This window comes from Corynebacterium bovis DSM 20582 = CIP 54.80 (assembly GCF_030408615.1).
In the GTDB taxonomy this organism is placed as follows: domain Bacteria; phylum Actinomycetota; class Actinomycetes; order Mycobacteriales; family Mycobacteriaceae; genus Corynebacterium; species Corynebacterium bovis.
The window spans coordinates 2,375,014-2,394,041 of sequence record NZ_CP047187.1; the positions used below are offsets into that span (position 1 = coordinate 2,375,014).

A 19,028-nucleotide genomic window follows, 5' to 3' on the forward strand; every position below is an offset into this window, starting at 1 on the left:
TCGCCTACAGGGAGCCCGTCGGGCGCGGCCCCGGCTGCGGGCCGAGACCCAGCGCGGAGAGGATGTACGGCCGGGCCTTGCCGAGCTCCGGCGTCCACGCCGTCCAGTTGTGCACGCCGATGAGCGGGTAGCTCATGACCGGCTGACTGCCGGTCGCGAGCGCCGCGAGGTTGAAGCGCGCCGTCGAGTCCCGGGAGATCCACTCGAGGACGATGCCGGCGACCCCGCCCTGCGGGTTGGCGAGGAAGTCGTCCTGCGGCCCGAGGATGCCCGCCCCGGAGGACAGGTACATCGGCAGGCCGGACAGCGCCGGGGTCTGGAGCAACGGGTCGTTGCGGACGCGCAGCGGGTCGAACGGGCCGCCCCACATGTCCCAGACGTTCGCGCCCGGGGAGCCGTCGTTCATGGCGAACTGCAGGGAGGCGTACATCCCCGGCCACGTCGTGTTGAGGTACCCGGAGAGCGACGTCGCCTGCTTGAACTGGTTCCGGTGGTGCGCGGCGAGGTTCATCGCCGCCGTGCCGCCCATCGACAGGCCGACGACCGCGTTGCGCTGCGGGCTGATGCCGAAGTCGCGCTGGAGCGCGGCCGGGAGCTCCGCGGTGAGGAACGTCTCCCACCGGGGGATCTTCGGCGTCGTGCTGCCCTGGAACGGCCCGACCCAGTCCGCGTAGAACTGGGACGCGCCGCCGACCGGCATGACGACGTTGACGTCGTCGTTGACGAACTGGTCCACGCCGTGGCCGAGCCACGTCCACGCGTTCCAGTCGTCCCGCGCCCGCAGCCCGTCGAGCATGTACACCGCCGCGTCGCTGCGGGACCGCTTGATCTGGACCTGGATGTCCTGCTGCATCGCGTCGGAGTGGAACCAGCAGTTCTGCACGTAGAAGTTGTAGTCGCTCCACGAGCACCGGGGGCCGAGGACCTCACGCGGGTCCGGGTCCGCCGCGGCGCCCGGTGCGGCCACCGTGGCCAGCCCCAGCGCCGTCGCGACCGTCACGACGGCGGCGAGCACCCGCCGTCCCCAGCCGTTGACCCTGCTCACTGATCTCATGCGTTGTTCCTGTCCCTGTGTCCTCGTCGGTTCATCCGGTCTCTCCCGGTTCGTCTCCTGCGGCCGGCCCGGTGCGTGCCCGGCACCCGCGGGCGTCTGCGGCGTCGAGCGTACCCACGGCCACGGTGGGGAGGAAAACGCCCGGCGTTCCACTCCGACCCGTAACAAGCAGGGACGTACCGGATCGCTGATGCTGGACCACCCGTGACACAACCGGGGCAGCGCGGGGCTGTCACCGGTGGGCGCGGGCACGTCCTGCCACGCCCGGGTCACCGGGCTCAGCAGACCGTACGTCCCCCATATCGGCCGTACACGGCAAAACGTTAACACCATGTTCGTTCACGGAACAGAAAACGGCACTCACCCGGCGGCCGGGCGGGGCACCGCCGGCGGCTCCTGGCTCATCTGTGTCACAGGGGCCCGACGGCGTTACAGCTGTGGCAGCGGTCACACTGACAGCGCGACGTACCAGTGCGCGGCGCCGCGCGGTGGCCCCGGCAGCGCGCCGCGCTGTGCCCGCAGGCACGGCCCACGCGGTGCCCCCCGGCGCCGCCCCACACGGCGCCCGCAGGCGCGGGGGCGGAGCACGGCGTCGTCACCCCCACACACATAAAAGCGACCGCCCCCGACGGTCGCTCACTCCCCCACCCGGCGGCGCCCGTCACCCGGGCGCGGCCCCGGTCAGGTGAGGACCGGGATGAGGTACACCGCGATGGCGATGCACAGGATCCACAGCACCGCGAGGGACTGGAGCACCCGGTCGCTCAGGGCGGTCTCGTCCGGGGCCCCGCCGTCGCCGCGGTCGACGTCCGCCGCGTACCGGAGGATCGCCACGGTGAACGGGACCATCGAGACCTGGTACCAGACCGCGGCGTCCCCGGGGTGCTCCTCGCCCATCTGGAAACCCCACAGCGCGTAGGACAGGACGACGGCCGTCGCACTGAGCGTCCAGACGAACCGCAGGTAGGTCGGCGTGTAGCTCTCCAGCGACCGGCGGATCTTCGCCCCCGACCGGATCGACAGCTTGAGCTCGGCGTACCGCTTACCCGCCGCCATGAACAGGGACCCGAACGCCGCGACGAGGAGGAACCACTGCGACAGGTCGATCCCGGCGGCCACACCGCCGCCCATCGCCCGGAGCATGAACCCCGAGCTCACGAGCGCGATGTCGATGACCGGCTGGTGCTTCCACCCGAAGCAGTAGCCCAGCTGGAGCGCGATGTACACCGCGATGACGATCGCCAGCCCCGGCCCGGACGACGCGAGGAAACTCACGCCCACGGCCGCGACGATGAGGATCACCGCCATCGCGTACGCCAGGCCGACGGGGAGCACGCCCGCCGCGATGGGGCGGAAGCGCTTCGTCGGGTGCTGGCGGTCCGCGTCGACGTCGCGCGCGTCGTTGATGAGGTAGATCGACGACGCCCCCATGCAGAACACCACGAAGGCGATGACGACGTCGAGGAGGACCCGGCCCTGGAAGAGCATCTCCCCGCCCGCGGCGGCCGGGGCCGCGACGACGAGGACGTTCTTCACCCACTGCTTCGGACGGAGGGCCTTGACCATCCCGTCGACGAGGTTGCGGGGCGGCCCCGGGGAGGTCGAGCCCGTCCCGCGGCGCGTCGTCGCGTTCGTCTCCTCCTCCCACGTGGCCTCGTTCTCGAACCCGGAGGTGTGAGGCTCGGAACCGAGGACCGGATCCTCGTGACTCTCGCTCATCTCTTCCCTTTCGTCGTCCGTCACGTGTCTGTGGTCACGCTGCTGTGGTCGCACCGGCTCGCGCCGGGGCGGTCGCGCCGTCGGTCACCCCGGGGCGGTCGTGGTCGCGTCGCCGGTCACTGCGGGCCGGCCGTGGTCGCGCCGCCGGTCACGGCCGCGCGGCCGCGTCGGCACCGCTCAGCGGTCCCCGGCGATCCACGGGCCGAGGACCCGGGCCGTCACCCGGTCGGCCGCCAGACCGATCAGGGTACCGGCCGCCACGTCCGTCGGGTAGTGCACGCCGAGGACGAGCCGGGACAGGGCCATCGCCGGGATCCCGACGAGCGGCGCCCGCGACCCCGTCACCCGCGTCACGCCCGCGAGCGCCGCGCTCGTCGACGTCGCGTGGGAGCTCGGGAAACTGAGCCGGCTCGGGGTGCCGACGCCCACGCGCACCCGCCGGTCGTGCGGCCGTGGCCGGCGGACGACCCGCTTGACCCCGACGGACACGGCGTGGGCGGCGACCGCGGACACGCCGACGGACACCCAGCCCCGCCGGCGGCGCCCGTCGAGCGCCGCCCCGGCGGCGGACAGCCCCATCCACCCGAGCGCGTGCTCGCCGAAATGGCTCATCGCCCGGGCGGTCGCGGTGGCCGTGTCGAACACCCCGGGCCGGGCGGCGAGCGCCGACTGGAGGGACACGAGCAGGTCTGCCTCGCGGCGGTCAGGCATCGAAGACCCTCCCCCACGCCTCACGGCTCGTGAGCGTCGGGTGCGCGGCCCGGTAGACGGACCGCAGGTCGTCGAACCGCGCGGCGACCTCACGCTGGAGCCGCGCGGACTCCTTCGCCAGCGCGAGCATCCGCTCCCGGTCCCGCTTGCGGAAGACGACGCCCCGGCCGTCGGCGGTCGTCACCGTCGCCCCGTCGACCCGGGACAGGCTGAACCACCGGGCCTCGATCGGCGGGAGGTTGACCTGCGGCGCCTCGTGGTGCGCCGGGTCGGCCGGGCGGATGTTGTTCGCCACGGCCTTCGCGAGGGTCGTGACCTTCGCGCGGAGGCTCAGCGGGATCCGGGTGAGGTGCGCCGGCCCGCCCGTCGGTCCGGGCAGTTCGCTGGCCGAGGGGAGGACGACGGCGTCGTCGTACCCCTTCCGCAGGGAGTTGATGCGCGGCAGGGCCGTGTCGAGGATGTCGAACAGCTGGTCGGGGCCCGCGAGGAAGTCCTTCATCGCCTCGTTCTGGATGGCGACGGTCGAGTACTCCAGGCACAGGAGGTGCTTCGCCGTGGCCTTCGCCATCGACGAGATGATGCCCGTGACCGGCCCCTCGTGCCGCAGGGCGGCGACGATGAGGCGGTTGCGGAGGTGGAAGTACGCCTGCCAGTCGATCGCGTCGTCCTTGTCGGACCACGCCATGTGCCAGATCGCGATGCCCGGCCACGAGGCCGTCGGGAAGCCCGCGTCCCCGGCGCGCAGGCCGTACTCGCCGTCGTCCCACTTGATGAACAGCGGCAGGGGCTGGCCGATCGTGTCCGCGACGACGCGCGGGATCATGCACATCCACCAGCCGTTGTAGTCGACGTCGATGCGCCGGTGCAGGTCACGGGAGGTCAGCAGCTCGCCCGACGGGGTGCGGCCGTACACGCCGCGGTCCCGGAGCGGGTGGCGGTGGAAGTCGTGGTCGTAGTGGGTGTGGGGGGCGGCGGTCCACATGAACCGGTGGCGGTCGATGACCTCGCCCATCGTGTGGAGGTGGCTGCGCTCCTGGAGGTTGAGCATCTGGCCGCCGACGAGCATGGGCGACGCCGCGTACCGCGAGGCCGCGAGCGACCGCAGCACGGAGTCCGGTTCGATCGCGATGTCGTCGTCCATGTAGAGGATGAACGGGCTGTCCGTGCCGCGCTCCGGGTGGCGGGCCTCGTACATGATCCGGGAGTAGCCGCCGGAGCCGCCGAGGTTGCCCTGGCGGACGATCCGCAGCCGGTCGCCGAAGTGCTCCGCGACGGCGGGGAACCCGGGCTGGTCGGCGGGGTGGCGGTCGCCCTGGTCCGGCATGATGACCGCGTCGATGACGCCGTCGACGAGCGGGTCGGAGGACAGCGCCTCCAGGGCCGCGACCGCGTCGGTGGGCCGGTTGAACGTCGGGATGCCGACGGTCACGCGCGGCTCGGCGACGGGGAGCCGCTCCCCCGGCTGCGCCGTGCGGGTCTCCCCGGTCGCGGGGTCGGTGACGGTCGCCGGGGAGCGCAGGACCTGGCCCTCCGCCTCCTTCGTCGCGTACCACCCGGCGGCGTGCAGCGTCGTCTCCGACTCGCAGGTGATGTCGAACCAGATCCAGCCGCCGTCCTCGAACGGGGCGAGGGAGACGACGAACTCCGCGACGCCCCGGCCGCTGTCGTCGACGGCGACGATCCCGCCGTCGACGGCGATGCGGGAGCCGTCGATCTTCGACCGGTAGACGTCCACGCGGGCGTCACCGGTGAGCTCGACGCGGAGGAGCACCTCGTCCAGCTGCGACCAGCGCCGCCAGTAGGAGGCGGGGAACGCGTTGAAGTAGGACTCGAAGCTCACCTCCGTCCCGCCGGGGATGACGGCCTCGGTCCGCGAGACCGCGGAGACGCGGCCGGGCGTCGACTCGTTCTCCACGATGTACAGCGAGCGCACGTCGCGCGGCTCACCGCGCTTCGGCAGGATCACCCGGGCGAGGCGGGTGGGGTCAAACTGGGTGTTCAGACTGTGTCCAGACATGGGCGTGTGCGCCGACCTCCGTGTAGACGTGTGTGCGCCGGTAGCCGAGTGCGCACCAGCGGGCGCGTGTGCGTCAGCCATTATCCACCATGCCCGGCCCGCCCGCCGGTCACGCCACGCGCCCACCCGGGGGCCGCGGGTCGTGCGGCGGGTCATGCGGGGCTCGGCGGGGGGCCGGCGGCGGGTCGGCGGTGTCGGGCGCGCGGCGGGTCATCCCCGGCCCGGCGGCGCCGGCACGCGGCCGACCCGCGGCTGCTCGTCCGCGGCTCAGCGGCGGATCCCGGTGGCGGCGTCGAACAGGTGCACGTGCGCCGGGTCCGCCGTGACGGTCACGGTGTCACCGACTCGCAGGGTGCTGCCCCGGCCGGCCTCGACGACGACGCCCCCGGTCGGGGTGGGGGAACCGTCGGCGGTGACGGTCACCCACCCGGTGTCCGCCGGGAGGCCGACGTGCACGTGCACGGTGCTGCCGAGGTCCTCGACGGACCGCACCTCGCCGCGGACCGGGGTGCTGAAGGGCCGGCCGGTTCCCGTCGTCGTCCCCTCCCCGGACCCCGCACCGGCCCCCGCACCGGCACCGGCACCGGCACCGGCCGGGTCACACCGCAGATCCTCGGGCCGCACCCCGACGACCTCGTCCCCGGCCCGGACGAGGTTCATCGCGGGCGTCCCGATGAACCCCGCGACGAACATGTTCACCGGCGCGGAGTAGAGCTCCGTCGGCGGCGCGACCTGCTGGAGCACCCCGTCGCGCAGCACGGCGACGCGGTCGCCCATCGTCATCGCCTCGACCTGGTCGTGGGTGACGTAGAGCGTCGTCACCCCGAGGCGCCGCTGCAGCTCCGTGATCTGCGTGCGGGTGGACACGCGCAGCGCGGCGTCGAGGTTGGACAGCGGCTCGTCCATGCAGAACACCGCCGGCTCCCGGACGATCGCCCGGCCCATCGCCACGCGCTGCCGCTGCCCGCCGGACAGCGCCGACGGGCGGCGGTCGAGGTACGGCTCCAGCTGGAGCATCGCGGCGACCTCCTCGACGCGGCGCCGCGCCTCGTCCGCGCCGACCCCGGCGTTGCGCAGGGCGAAGGCCATGTTCCCCGCGACGGTCATGTTCGGGTACAGCGCGTAATTCTGGAACACCATCGCGATGTCCCGGTCCTTCGGCGGGACGCCGGTGACGTCCCGGCCGCCGATGAGGATGTGACCGTCGTCGACGGGTTCGAGGCCCGCGACCATGCGCAGGGTGGTGGACTTGCCGCACCCGGACGGGCCGACGAGCACGAGGAACTCGCCGTCCCCGACGGTGAGGTCGAGGGCGTCGACGGCGACGGACGGGGGACGACGGCGTCCGCCCGGGTAGCGGCGGGTGGCCGACTGGAGGGTGACGGTGGCCATGACGTGCCTTTCTGGGGTGCGGTGGGGTGGGTCAGAGCTTCGGCTTGATGTCCCGGTCGAACGTCGCCTGCAGCTCGTCGGTGACCCGGGAGAGCTCGCCGCGGACGTCCTTGTCGGTCGTCGCCAGCGTCTCCAGCACGGCCCCGATGGACTGGTCGCCGCCGCCGATGAACACGCGGGCGTTGTCCTGCGGGCGGGTCGTCGGCAGCTGTTCGGTGGCGGTCCGGTAGTTCGGGTTGTCCGCCATGAACGCCTTCTGCTCCGGGTCGTCGGCGGCGGTGGTGCGGACGGGCATGTACCCGACCTGCCGGGACCAGTAGGCGGTGTTCGCCGGGTTGGTCACGAAGTCGATGAAGGTCACGGCGTTGCGCTTGCGCTCGTCGGAGATGTTCGACGGGACCGCGAGCCCGGAGCCGCCGGTCGGGCAGCCGCCCTGCCCGGTGGGGTTGGGGAGGAAGGCGGTGCCGACGGGGAACGTCGCGTTCTTCGTGATGCCCGACAGGTCGCCGGTCGACGCGACGGTCGAGGCGAGCAGCCCGGCGGAGAAGTCGCTGGCGAGGTCCTTGCTCACGGTCGCCCACCCGTCGCGGACGCTGGACCGGAGCCACTGGACGGCCTTGACGGTCTCGTCGGAGTCGAGGGTGAGGTCCCAGCCCCGGGAGTACGCCCCGCCCATCGTCCACAGGGCGCCCTCGAAGGTCCAGGACATGTAGTTCTTCGCGTCGCCCCAGCCGTGGGCGCGCCGGTTGCCGTCGAGACCCCCCTGGAGTTTCGCGCCCCAGTCGGCCATCTCCTGCCAGCTCGTCGGCCCGCGGTCGGGCAGGCCGGCGGCGGACCAGGCGTCCTTGTTGTAGTAGAACAGCGGCGTCGACCGGGCGAAGGGCATGGCGTAGTGGCCGTCGCGGAAGGAGTAGTCGTCGTAGAGGGACGGCACGAACGTCGAGGTGTCGATGCCGTTGTCCTTCGCCAGGGCGCCGATGTCCGTGATCTGCCCGGTGAGCGCGAAGTTGAACCACCACACGTCGGAGAGCAGCACGACGTCCGGCAGGTCGCCGCCGGAGAGCGCGGCGTTGAACTTCTGGGCGGTCTCGGCGTAGTTCTTGCCCGCGTCGACGAGGTTGACGGTGATGTCCGGGTGCTTCTCCCGGAACCGCCGGATGAGCTCCTGCTCGACCTCCTTCGACGTGCCCGGGTGGGAGGACCACCAGGTGATCGTGTTCGCGTCGCCGCCCTGGACGGTGGTCCCGCCGGTCCCGGCGCAGGCGCTGAGGGCCAGGCCGGCGCCGGTGAGGCCGGCGAGGGCGAGGAAGCTGCGGCGGCTCAGGCCGCGGGGGGCGGGGCCGGGGGCGGCGGTCGCGGGGTCGGTGACGGTCGCGGTGCTCCGGTGGAGGGGTGACGACGGGACGTTCATGTGGTCTGTCCTTTCGGGGTGTGGGGGACGTCGGTGCGGTGACGTCGGGGTGGGGACGGGGTGTGTGGGTGGGCGGGGGTCCTCGCGGGGCTCGCCGGCGGGCCGGGCCCGCCGGCGGGACGGGGTCGGTGCCGGGTGGGCCGGCGGGCGGTCAGCCCTTGACCGCGCCGCTGGTCAGGCCCTTGATCATGTACTTCTGGAGCGCGACGAAGAGGACGAGGACGGGGAGCATGCTCAGCACCGTCGCCGCCATGACCGGGCCCCAGTTCGTCACGCCGTCGCTGTTCTGGAGCATCGTCAGGCCGACGGGCAGCGGCGCGACGGCCTCGGTGTCGGACATGAGGAAGGGCCACAGGTACTGGTTCCACTCGTTGACGACGGTGATCATGGAGAACGCCACGAGCGTCGGGAGGGAGACCGGCAGCAGCACGCGGACGAGCAGGGTCATCGGACCGGCCCCGTCGATCCGCGCCGCCTCGACGAGCTCCCGGGGCAGGGACATGAAGTGGTTGCGCATGAGGAACGTGCCGAAGGCGATCCCCGCGAGCGGGAGGATGACGCCCTGGAAGGTGTTCCGCCAGCCGAGCTGCGCGACGAGCGCGTAGTTGGAGATGACGGTGACCTCCGGCGGGACCATGAGCGCGGCGATGACCACGATGAACACGATGTTCCGGCCCGGGAAACGGAGGATCGCCAGGGCGTAGGCAGAGAGCACGCCGAGCGTGATCTTGATGGCGCACAGCACCGCCGTGATGATGACCGAGTTCAGCAGGTACCGGCCGAACGGCACGGAGGTCACGGCGTCGCGGTAGTTCCCCGGCGCCCAGTGCGGCGGCCACCACGTCGCGGGCGAGGTGTAGATGTCCGCCCGGAGCTTGAACGAGGAGATGAGGGTCCAGTACAGCGCCCCGCCGACGAACAGCAGGGCGAGGATCATCGCCACGCAGCCCGCGATGAAGCGCACCCGGCTCTGACCGGGGTCGGTGGTCGGGGTCACTGCGCTGTCCTCCTGTCCATGACGCGGACCTGGATGACGGTCACGACGAGGAGCACGACGAAGAGCACGGTCGCGACCGCGGCACCGTACCCGGCGCGGAAGTTCACGAAACTCTCGCGGTACACCTGGAACACCAGGGTCGTCGTGCCGTCGCCCCGGGGCCCGCCGGCGGTCATGACGTTGATGATGTCGAACACCTGCACGGAGTTGAGCAGGATGGTGATCATGAGGAAGAACGTCGTCGGCCGGAGCTGCGGGAGCGTCACCCGGCGGAAGGCGGCCCACCGGCCCGCGCCGTCGATCTGCGCGGCCTCCGCGAGGTCCCGGGACAGGCCCTGGACGGCGGCGAGGTAGATGACGAACGCGTAGCCGAGGTTCTTCCACACGAACGCGAAGGTCACCATGACCAGCGCCCACGCCGGGTCGCCGTACCAGTCCGGCCCCTCCACCCCGAGGCGGCGCAGCAGGTCGTTGACCATGCCGAAGTTCGGGTCGAAGACGAACTGGAGGGAGATGCCGACCGCCGCCCCGGAGATGACGAACGGGGCGAAGATGACGCCCCGGACGAGGTTCCGCCCGGGCAGCCGCTGGTCCAGCAGCAGCGCGAGGACGAGGCCGAGGATCATCGACCCGGCGACGGCGAACACGGTGAAGAACACGGTGTTCCCGACGATCCGCGGGGTGTCCGGGCGGGTGAACCACTCCACGTAGTTCTTCACGCCGATGAACGTCGACGTCGGCGACGAGATGTTCCAGTCGAAGAAGGACAGGCGGATGTTGTCCAGCAGCGGCCGGTAGGTGAACACCCCGAGGAGGATGAGGTTCGGGGCGAGGAGGACGACGGCGAGGAGGCTCTCCCTGCCGTTCCACCGCCCGGCGCGGCGCGTCGACCGGCCGGCGGCGGGGGCCGGGGCGGCGGCCCCGGCGGCGGCGACCGGGGTGGCGGCGCCGGTGGGGACCGGGGTGACGGTCCCGGGGTGTCCCCTGTTCGGGGACCCTGAATCGGTCATGTGACGTGACCCTATGTTCCCCGGGGAACACACGTGTGGAGCGCCGGTGAATTCAGCGGGAACAGCCCGGGAACGGGAGGTGACGCCGCGGGCTACCCCTCGAGCAGCGGCGTCAGCGTGTTCTCGACCATGGTCAGCGCCGAGGCGATCGCCATGTGCATGTCGAGGTACTGGTACGTGCCCAGCCGCCCGCCGAAGAGCACCTTCCGCTCCTGCGTCTCCCGCTCGGCGCGCTCGCGGTAGCGGAGCAGCATCTCCCGGTCGTCGGGGGTGTTGATCGGGTAGTACGGCTCGTCGTCCTCGCCGGCGAAGCGGGAGAACTCCTTCATGATGACCGTCTTGTCGTCCGGGTAGGACCGCTCCGGGTGGAAGTGCCGGAACTCGTGGATGCGGGTGTAGGGGAACTCCGCGTCGTTGTAGTTCATGACCGGCGTGCCCTGGAAGTCGCCGGTGTCCAGCACCTCGGTCTCGAAGTCGAGGGTGCGCCAGCCCAGGCGGCCCTCGGCGTAGTCGAAGTACCGGTCCAGGGGGCCGGTGTACACGACGGGCGCGTCCGGCGACTGGGCGCGCAGCTCGTCCCGGACCTCGAACCAGTCGGTGTCCAGGCGGACCTCGATGCGCTCGTCGGCGGCCATGTTCTCCAGCCACGCGGTGTAGCCGTCGACCGGCAGGCCCTCGTACGTGTCGTTGAAGTACCGGTTGTTGAACGTGTAGCGGACCGGGAGGCGGCTGATGTTCGACGCCGGCAGGTTCTTCGGGTCCGTCTGCCACTGCTTCGCCGTGTAGTCGCGGACGAACGCCTCGTAGAGGGGGCGGCCGATGAGGGCGACGGCCTTCTCCTCGAGGTTCGTCGCCTCCGCCGGGTCGAGGCCGTCGGTCTGCTGGCGGATGAGGTCCCGCGCCTCGTCCGGCGAGTAGTAGCGGCCGAAGAACTGGTTGATGAGCCCCAGCCCCATCGGGAACTGGTACGCGGTGCCCTTGTGCATCGCGAAGACGCGGTGCTGGTAGTTCGTGAACTCGGTGAACTGGTTGACGTACTCCCACACGCGCTCGTTCGAGGTGTGGAACAGGTGTGCCCCGTAGGTGTGGATCTCGATGCCGGTCCGCGGCTCCGGCTCCGAGTAGGCGTTGCCGCCGATGTGGGACCGCCGCTCGACGACGAGCACGCGCTTGCCCAGCTGGGTGGCCGCGCGCTCCGCGACGGTGAGGCCGAAGAAACCGCTTCCGACGACAATCAGGTCATAGGGATCACTCATGGTGCCCCACGCTACCGCCCGCCCGGCCGTCCGCCCGGGTTTTCGACGGGTGTGGCGGCCCGGTGGGGGTCGGCGGCGACCGGGGCGGTGGCCCGGGGGTCGGGGGTCGGGTGACGACGGAACCAGCCGGGCGGCCCGGCGCGGGGGCGCGGCGTCGCCACCGCACGCGGGGCACCCGTGGAGGCGCGGCGTCGTCACCCCACGCGGGAAGCCCACCCCGGACGTGGGGCTTCACATCTCCACCATGCCCGGCCGGGGAGGGCCGTCGGGTAGACATACCGGCAGACCGGACGCCGCCCCGGCCGGGCACCCCCGCCCGCGGCGCCCCGCCGGCCCGACACGGACACGACGCGCAGAGGAGCACAGCATGGGTGGACCGGAGGTACTGGCCTGGGAATTCGCCGGGACGGCGCTGCTGCTGCTCCTCGGCAACGGTGTGTGCGCGGCCAACACGCTCCGCGCCTCCGCCGCCCACGGCACCGGGTGGAACCTCATCGCCGCCGGCTGGGGGCTGGCGGTGTTCGTCGGTGCGAGCGTGGCCGACCCCACCGGCGGGCACCTCAACCCCGCGGTGACCCTCGCCCTCGCCGTGAAGGGGGACCTCGCGTGGGGGCTGGTCCCCTGGTACGTCGCCGGGCAGATGCTCGGCGCGATGGTCGGCGCCGGCCTGGCGTGGGCCGCGTTCCGGCAGCTCTTCGACGCCGAGGCCCGGGAGGACTCCCCCGCGGACGTCGGGCCGGTGTTCTTCACCGTCCCGGTCGGGCCACGCAACGGGTGGAACGCGGTGACCGAGTTCATCGCCACCGCCGTGCTGCTGGCGTTCGTGCTGCTCGGGCCGTCGGGCGGGGACACCGGGCCGCTGGCGTACCTCGGTGTCGCCGCGGTGATCGTCGCGGTCGGCGCGTCCCTGGGGTCGCCGACGGGCTACGCGATCAACCCCGTGCGCGACCTCGGGCCGCGCATCATGTACGCGTTCGTCCTGCCGTTGGGCCGGCTCCGCCGCCCCGGGTCCGCGCGGTGGGGCTACGCCTGGGTGCCGGTCGTCGCGCCGCTGGTGGCGGCCGTCGTCCTCGGGGTCGTCGCGCGGGTCGCCGTCGGCGCGGCGTGACGCCGGCGGCGCCGGCACAGCGCGCCGCGCGGACACAACGCACCTCGTGCACCCAGCACCCCGCGTAGACACGGGACCCCGCGCACGACGCACGCACTGCCCGGACCACCGCGCGGAAAAGTCCTAGCATGGCGGCCATGAGCGACAGCGAAGCGACCACGGCGGACACGGCCACCCAGCCCACCGCCGCCCCCGACGTCCCCGACACGATGCGCGCCGTCGGGATCACGGACTCCCTCCCGGTGGACGACCCGGCGTGCCTCGTCGACGTCGAGGTCCCCGTCCCCACCCCGGGTGACCACGATCTTCTCGTGGAGATCGAGGCGATCTCGGTCAACCCCATCGACACGAAGGTCCGCCGCCGCGCGGGCCGCCAGCCGGACGGCCGGCCGAAGATCCTGGGCTACGACGCCGTCGGCACGGTCCGCGCCACCGGTGACGCCACGAGCCGGTTCCAGCCCGGCGACCGGGTCTTCTACGCGGGCGACATCCGCCGCCCGGGCACGAACGCGCAGTTCCACGTCGTGGATGAGCGGCTCGTCGGCCGCGCGCCGACGGAGATCAGCGCGGTGGACGCCGCGGCCCTCCCCCTGACGTCGCTCACCGCGTGGGAGTCCCTCTTCGACCGGATGGGCGCGAACGTGGACTCGAACGGCACGTTGCTGGTGCTCGGCGGCGCGGGCGGGGTGCCGTCGGTGCTCATCCAGCTGGCCCGCGCGCTGACGGGGTTGACGGTCATCGCGACGGCCTCGCGGGAGGAGTCGGAGGACTGGGTGCTGGAGATGGGGGCGCACGACGTCGTGAACCACCGCCGTGACCTCGTCGACCAGGTGCGGGAGATCGACCCCGACGGCGTGGACCTCGTCTTCAGTTCGTGGACCACGGGCCGGGAGCGGGAGCTGGCGGAGATCATGACCCCGCACGGGCACCTCGTGCTCATCGACGACCCGGAGGGCCTGGACATCACCCCGTTCAAGCAGAAGTCCGTGGCGGTGCACTGGGAGTCGATGTTCACCCGGTCGTCGTTCGGGACGGCGGACATGGAGGATCAGGGGCTCGCCCTCGACCGGGTGGCGGACATGATCGACGACGGACGCCTCTCCACGACCGCGAATCTGCACCTGCGGGGGTTGTCCGCGGAGACGTTGCGGGAGGCGCACCGTCGCGTGGAGGACGGTCGGCTGACGGGGAAGCTCGTCGTCGAGTTCTGAGCCGGACGGCGGCCCCGCCTGCGGGTCCGGGCGGGTCGGGGGACCGGCGGGTCCGGGCTGGTCAGCGGCCCCGCCGGCACGCCCGCCCGCGGGTCAGAACCAGCGTTCGAGGACGCGGGCCACGCCGTCGTCGTCGTTCGACGCCGTGACCTCGTCGGCGGCGTCCTTGAGCGCGGGGATGGCGTTGCCCATCGCCACGCCGTGCCCGGCCCAGGCGATCATCTCCAGGTCGTTGGCCATGTCGCCGAACGCGACGACGTGCCGGGGCTCCACCGCGCCCGGCTCCCCGCCCGCCGGCCCGCCCGCCGACCCGCGGCCCGCGCCCGCCGGCGCCCGCGCCGCATCCGCCACGGCGGCCGTGACGGCGTCGTCACCGGCACCGGCAACGGCACCGACCCCGACCCCGGCCCCGGCCCCACCGATGTGCCCGTGCCGGAGCGCCCACTGCAACCCGGACATCTTCGACACGCCCGGCGCGCTGACCTCGAGCAACCCGCCGCCCCAGGAGTACGTGACCTGCGCGACCGCCGGGTCGACGGCCTCGCGGACGAGCGCGTACAGCTCGGGGCTGTCCAGCGCGGGGTTGCGCACGAGCAGCTTCACCGCCGGCTGGGCGAGCAGCTCGGCGCGGGGCTGGACGCTGTGCTCGTCGGTGTCCCACGCGTGCGGGTACTCCGGTTCGACGGCGAACAGCTCGTCGGCCCGGTCGAAGGCGCTCCGCCCGACCCGCTCGACGGCGAACGTCGCCCCGCCGACGGCCGCGGTCGCCCGCGCGATCTCCGGGGCGACGGCCGCCAGCAGGTCCGGTGCGAGGGTCTCCGCGTGGACGACCGTGTCGGCGGCGGCGTCGTAGACGACCGCCCCGTTCGCGCACACGCACACCGGCCGCACGCACACCTGGTCGAGCACGGGCAGGAGCCACCGGGGCGGACGGCCCGTGGCCAGCATGAACCCGGCGCCCGCGGCCGTGAGGGAGGCGACGACGCCGCGCGTCCGCGGCGACACCCGGTCCCGGGAGGTGACGAAGGTGCCGTCGACGTCGCAGACGACGAGCCGCGGGGCCTCCCCCGCCCTCATGACCGGCGCCTGTCCCGCCACCGCTGGCGCAGCCGCACGACCGGGCGGAGCGGGCCGGGGGCCGCGGCGAGCTCCTCGCGGTTGCGCCGGTCCCGGTCGGCCTTCGCCTGCTCGCGGGCCGCGCGCTGCTCCTTGCGGCGCTGCTGGTCCTCGCGGTCCTTCACCGTCGCCTCGTCGAGCGTCGGCGCGGACCCGCCGAGGGCGGCCGGGACCCAGAACTCGCCGGCGGGCATGGGGCCGTAGCGGCGAACGTACTCGGCGCGGGCGTCCTCGACGAGGGCCTGCATCGCCGTGCGGAGGCGGTCGGTCGTCGCGGCGGCGTCGTCGTCGACCTCCACCGGCTCCCCCACGGCCATGACGAGGTTGACCCCGTCGGGCCGCCACACCGGCTTCCGGCCCTTGGTCCAGATCCGCTGGGAGCCCCAGATCGCGACGGGGATGAGCGGGGCGCCGGCCTCCCGGGCGATGCGGGCCGCCCCCTGCCGCAGCTCCTTGACCTCGAAGGACCGGCTGATCGTCGCCTCCGGGAAGATGCCGACGAGCTGCCCGGCGCGGAGCCGGCGCACCGCCTCGTCCATCGAGGCCTGCCCGTCCGCCCGGTCGACGGGGATGTGGTGCATGCCCGTCATGACCGGCCCGGCGACGGGCGCGTCCCAGATCTCCTTCTTCGCCATGAACCGGACGAGCCGGCGGCCGTGGAAGTGGGCGGGGATGCCGCCGTAGACGAAGTCCCAGTACCCGGTGTGGTTGACGGCGAGCAGCGCCCCGCCGTCGAGGGGGCTGCGCTCCGGGTGGAGGATGACGACCTGCACCCGCTGGACGAGCCGCATCCACAGCTTCGCCGCGGGGATGATGATCCGGCCGTAGAACAGTTCGCGGGCCTCGGGGTGGTCCGGGCCGCGGTCGTGGCCCGGGGGGAGGATGAAGGTCTCGGTCCTGCTCATGGGGGCTCCTTCTCGGGGAGGGGCGGGCGGAGGGTGCGGTGCGGGGTGCGGCGGGTGCGGGTCACCGGTCACGACGGCCGCCGGTCACGACGGCCACCGCTGCGGCGGGTGCGGTCAGCGCACGGGTTCCAGCACGTCCTTGCCGACGAAGGGCCGCAGCGCCTCCGGCACGACGACTGACCCGTCGGCCTGCTGGTTGTTCTCCAGGATCGCGACGAGCCAGCGCGTCGTCGCGAGCGTGCCGTTGACCGTCGCGGCGGTCTGCGTCCGGCCGTCGGCGTCCCGGTAGCGCGTCTTGAGCCGTCGGGCCTGGAAGGTCGTGCAGTTCGACGTCGACGTCAGCTCCCGGTAGGTCTGCTGGGTCGGCACCCAGGCCTCGGTGTCGAACTTCCGCGCGGCCGAGGAGCCGAGGTCACCGCCCGCGACGTCGATGACGCGGTACGGGACCTCCACGGCGGAGAGCATCTCCTTCTCCATCTCGAGCAGCGCCCGGTGCTGCGCCGCGGCGTCCTCGGGGCGGCAGTAGACGAACATCTCCAGCTTGTCGAACTGGTGGACGCGGAGGATGCCGCGGGTGTCCTTGCCGTAGGACCCGGCCTCGCGCCGGAAGCAGGAGGACCAGCCGGCGTAGCGGACGGGCCCGTCGGACAGGTCGATGATCTCGTCGGAGTGGTAGCCGGCGAGGGCGACCTCGGAGGTGCCGACGAGGTACAGGTCGTCCTCCTCGAGCCGGTAGATCTCGTCGGCGTGCGCCCCGAGGAAGCCGGTGCCGGACATGATCTCCGGGCGGACGAGCACCGGCGGGATCATGAGGGTGAACCCGGCGGCCCGGGCCTTCTGCGCGGCGAGCTGGAGCATCCCCAGCTGGAGCAGTGCGCCGTCGCCGGTGAGGAAGTAGAAGCGCGCCCCGGAGACCTTCGTCCCGCGCTTGATGTCGATGAGGCCGAGGGACTCGCCGAGGTCGACGTGATCCTTCGGCTCGAAGTCGAAGGTCGTGGGCTCCCCGACGTGTTCGAGGACGACGTAGTCGTCCTCCCCGCCGGCGGGCGCCCCCTCCTCGACGACGTTGGAGAGCTGCATCTGGAGGTCGTTCACGGCGGCCTCGGCCTCCGCCTGGACGGCCTCGATCTCCTTGAGGGCCTCGGCCTTGCGCCGGCCCTCCTCCCGGAGCCGCGTCCGTTCCTCGTCGGAGGCGGTGCGCATGAGCGTCCCCATCTCCTTGGAGAAGGCGTTCTGCGCGGTCCGGGCGGCGTCCGCGTCCGCGATGGCGTCCCGGCGTCGCCGGTCGGCGTCGAGCAGCCGGTCGACGAGCTCCGGGTCCTCGCCCCGGGTGCGCTGTGACGTGCGGACGGCCTCGGGGTTGTCGCGGAGTAGCTTGAGATCAATCATGTGTCACAGCTTAGCTATAGTGGTGGGGACCTTCGCGCCGTGACGCACAGCGCCACCGCGTCCCCGTCGGCCATGCCCCACCCACCGTCCCCGACCAGCAGATTGCAGCAGCGATGACGATTGACGCCTCCACGCACGCCCGTCGGCGCCGGTCCGTGACCGTCGTGACCGTCGCGGCCCTCGCCGGCGGTGTCGCGGCGGGCGCGTACGAGTACTCCGCGCCGGAGAACCGCTCCCCGGTGTCCACCGGCACGCAGGCGACCACCGAGCGCCCCGGCGGTGACGCCGGCGGGTCCGGCGACCGCCCGCCGTCCTTCACCGACGCCGACCGCGGCACCTGCATCACCTGGGACACCGCACCGGACGGGAGGGCGTCGAACTTCTCCCGCGTGGACTGCGCGACCCCGCACCGGTTCGAGGTCGCGACCCGGGAGGACCTGTCCGCGTACCCGACCAGCGAGTTCGGGCCGACGGCGGCGATGCCGGACAAGGACCGCCAGGCCCGCCTCACCGCCGAGTTGTGTGAGGGGCCGACGATGTCCTACCTCAACGGCGCCCTCGACCCCGAGGGGCGGTACTCCATCTCCCCGATCCTCCCCCCGGTCGCGTCGTGGGAGAAGGGTGACCGGACGATGCTGTGCGGTGTCATGGTGCCCGACGCCGCCGGGCGGGCCCAGGAGGTCCAGGGCCTCGCCGCCGAGCAGGACCAGTCCCGGGCCTTCCCCGAGGGCACGTGCGTCCGGGTCGACGGCGAGCTCACGACCGAGGTGCCGTGCCAGGAGGACCACGCCTGGCAGGTCGTGTCCGTGGTGACGCTGGGCCAGCAGTTCCCCGACGGGTGGCCGCCGGTCGAGCAGCAGAACGACTACCTCAACGGGGTGTGCACGAAGGCCGCGATGGACTACATCGGCGGCGACGACGCCCTGTACCAGTCCACGCTCGCGCCGTTCTGGACGACGCTCCAGCAGCAGTCGTGGGACGCGGGCTCCCGGACGGTGAACTGTGCGCTGACGAAGGGCGACCCCGGCGGCGGGTTCGCGACCCTCAACGGGGACGTCACGCAGGGGTTCACGATCGACGGGGCCCCGCCGCCCCCGCAGCCGCCGCGGAACCCGGTGCGCCGGTAGCCGGAACCCCGGGGCCGGTGGCCGGCACCCGGTGACCGGTGGCCCCGGCCGCCGCGGAACGCGGTGCGCCGGTCGCCGCCGGGTGGGAGACTGGGGGCGGCCGGTGACGACCCGTGCCCCTGCGGAGAGGAGACGACGATGGCTGTCGACATCACGGACGAGGAGTTCGAGGACCTCGTGGACCGGGGCCTGCGCCGCATCCCCCGGGAGCTGCTCAACGCCCTCGACAACGTGGCGATCGTCACCGAGGACCGCAACGAGGAGGACCCGACGATCCTCGGCCTCTACCACGGCGTGGCCCTCCCCGACCGGTCCGTCGAGTGGCCGACGGTCCTGCCGGACAAGATCAGCATCTACCGGGACGCCCTCTGCGAGTGGTGTGACAGCCGGGAGCAGCTCGTGGAGGAGGTGGCGGTCACGGTCATCCACGAGATCGGCCACCACTTCGGGATCGACGACGACCGCCTCCACGAGCTCGGCTGGGGCTGACCCCCGGCGGGGGTACGTCGCCGTCGGCCCGGCTGAATCCATCCCCCCCAGTACCCGCAGGGGCACATGAGAAAGCCGTTCCCGACACCACGGTGTCGCCACAGCCGCTGCCCGGC

At 72.7% G+C, this 19,028-nt stretch carries 16 protein-coding genes; 4 read left to right on the forward strand and 12 right to left on the reverse strand.

Features of this window, described 5'->3' with window-relative positions; genetic code table 11:
* Positions 1-4: 4 nt before the first annotated feature.
* The 9 genes from CBOVI_RS09710 to glf all read right to left on the reverse strand — a co-directional run bounded on the left by CBOVI_RS09710 (position 5) and on the right by glf (position 11,567).
* Complete coding sequence (locus CBOVI_RS09710; RefSeq protein ID WP_043362209.1) at positions 5-1,054, reverse strand: alpha/beta hydrolase; 1,050 nt, start codon at positions 1,052-1,054, stop codon at positions 5-7.
* Positions 1,055-1,735: 681 nt separating this feature from the next.
* Positions 1,736-2,773, reverse strand: a complete 1,038-nt coding sequence (locus CBOVI_RS09715) for a decaprenyl-phosphate phosphoribosyltransferase (protein ID WP_010271189.1) — start codon at positions 2,771-2,773, stop codon at positions 1,736-1,738.
* Between the two features lie 177 nt (positions 2,774-2,950).
* Positions 2,951-3,484 (reverse strand): phosphatase PAP2 family protein, encoded by a 534-nt coding sequence (locus CBOVI_RS09720; protein ID WP_125186034.1) that lies wholly within the window; start codon positions 3,482-3,484, stop codon positions 2,951-2,953.
* Positions 3,477-5,501, reverse strand: coding sequence for a glycosyltransferase (locus tag CBOVI_RS09725; RefSeq protein ID WP_010270275.1), 2,025 nt, complete (start codon positions 5,499-5,501; stop codon positions 3,477-3,479). Before CBOVI_RS09725 ends, CBOVI_RS09720 begins: the two co-directional genes overlap by 8 nt.
* A 267-nt stretch (positions 5,502-5,768) precedes the next feature.
* Positions 5,769-6,893: an ABC transporter ATP-binding protein gene (locus tag CBOVI_RS09730; RefSeq protein WP_010269785.1), complete on the reverse strand. Its 1,125-nt coding sequence runs from the start codon at positions 6,891-6,893 to the stop codon at positions 5,769-5,771.
* 31 nt (positions 6,894-6,924) lie between these two features.
* Positions 6,925-8,304, reverse strand: a complete 1,380-nt coding sequence (locus CBOVI_RS09735) for an ABC transporter substrate-binding protein (RefSeq protein ID WP_010269783.1) — start codon at positions 8,302-8,304, stop codon at positions 6,925-6,927.
* A 151-nt stretch (positions 8,305-8,455) separates the two neighbouring features.
* Positions 8,456-9,241, reverse strand: coding sequence for a carbohydrate ABC transporter permease (locus CBOVI_RS09740; RefSeq protein ID WP_050798240.1), 786 nt, complete (start codon positions 9,239-9,241; stop codon positions 8,456-8,458).
* A gap of 56 nt (positions 9,242-9,297) precedes the next feature.
* Positions 9,298-10,311 (reverse strand): carbohydrate ABC transporter permease, encoded by a 1,014-nt coding sequence (locus CBOVI_RS09745; protein WP_125186382.1) that lies wholly within the window; start codon positions 10,309-10,311, stop codon positions 9,298-9,300.
* A gap of 92 nt (positions 10,312-10,403) precedes the next feature.
* The gene (gene glf, locus CBOVI_RS09750) at positions 10,404-11,567 is read right to left on the reverse strand and encodes a UDP-galactopyranose mutase (RefSeq protein ID WP_010274019.1); all 1,164 of its coding nucleotides are present in this window, start codon (positions 11,565-11,567) and stop codon (positions 10,404-10,406) included.
* 367 nt (positions 11,568-11,934) lie between these two features.
* Here glf and CBOVI_RS09755 point away from each other — a divergent pair, with 367 nt between their 5' ends.
* Both CBOVI_RS09755 and CBOVI_RS09760 read left to right on the forward strand, forming a co-directional pair.
* Complete coding sequence (locus tag CBOVI_RS09755) at positions 11,935-12,675, forward strand: MIP/aquaporin family protein (protein ID WP_010274021.1); 741 nt, start codon at positions 11,935-11,937, stop codon at positions 12,673-12,675.
* Between the two features lie 137 nt (positions 12,676-12,812).
* A complete protein-coding gene (locus CBOVI_RS09760; protein WP_050798282.1) occupies positions 12,813-13,886 on the forward strand; it encodes a zinc-binding alcohol dehydrogenase family protein in 1,074 nt (357 codons plus the stop codon).
* A gap of 93 nt (positions 13,887-13,979) precedes the next feature.
* Here the strand turns inward: CBOVI_RS09760 and CBOVI_RS09765 are convergent, their stop codons facing one another.
* From CBOVI_RS09765 to serS, 3 genes are all read right to left on the reverse strand, one after another.
* Complete coding sequence (locus CBOVI_RS09765) at positions 13,980-14,963, reverse strand: HAD family hydrolase (protein WP_125187353.1); 984 nt, start codon at positions 14,961-14,963, stop codon at positions 13,980-13,982.
* Positions 14,960-15,907, reverse strand: coding sequence for a lysophospholipid acyltransferase family protein (locus CBOVI_RS09770; RefSeq protein WP_010265533.1), 948 nt, complete (start codon positions 15,905-15,907; stop codon positions 14,960-14,962). Before CBOVI_RS09770 ends, CBOVI_RS09765 begins: the two co-directional genes overlap by 4 nt.
* Before the next feature lie 114 nt (positions 15,908-16,021).
* Positions 16,022-17,296, reverse strand: a complete 1,275-nt coding sequence (gene serS, locus CBOVI_RS09775; RefSeq protein ID WP_010265535.1) for a serine--tRNA ligase — start codon at positions 17,294-17,296, stop codon at positions 16,022-16,024.
* Positions 17,297-17,409: 113 nt separating this feature from the next.
* Between serS and CBOVI_RS09780 the strand changes: the two genes are divergently transcribed.
* A complete protein-coding gene (locus CBOVI_RS09780) occupies positions 17,410-18,423 on the forward strand; it encodes a septum formation family protein (RefSeq protein WP_010265538.1) in 1,014 nt (337 codons plus the stop codon).
* A 138-nt stretch (positions 18,424-18,561) separates the two neighbouring features.
* Complete coding sequence (locus CBOVI_RS09785; RefSeq protein WP_010265539.1) at positions 18,562-18,912, forward strand: metallopeptidase family protein; 351 nt, start codon at positions 18,562-18,564, stop codon at positions 18,910-18,912.
* The last annotated feature ends 116 nt before the right edge of the window (positions 18,913-19,028 follow it).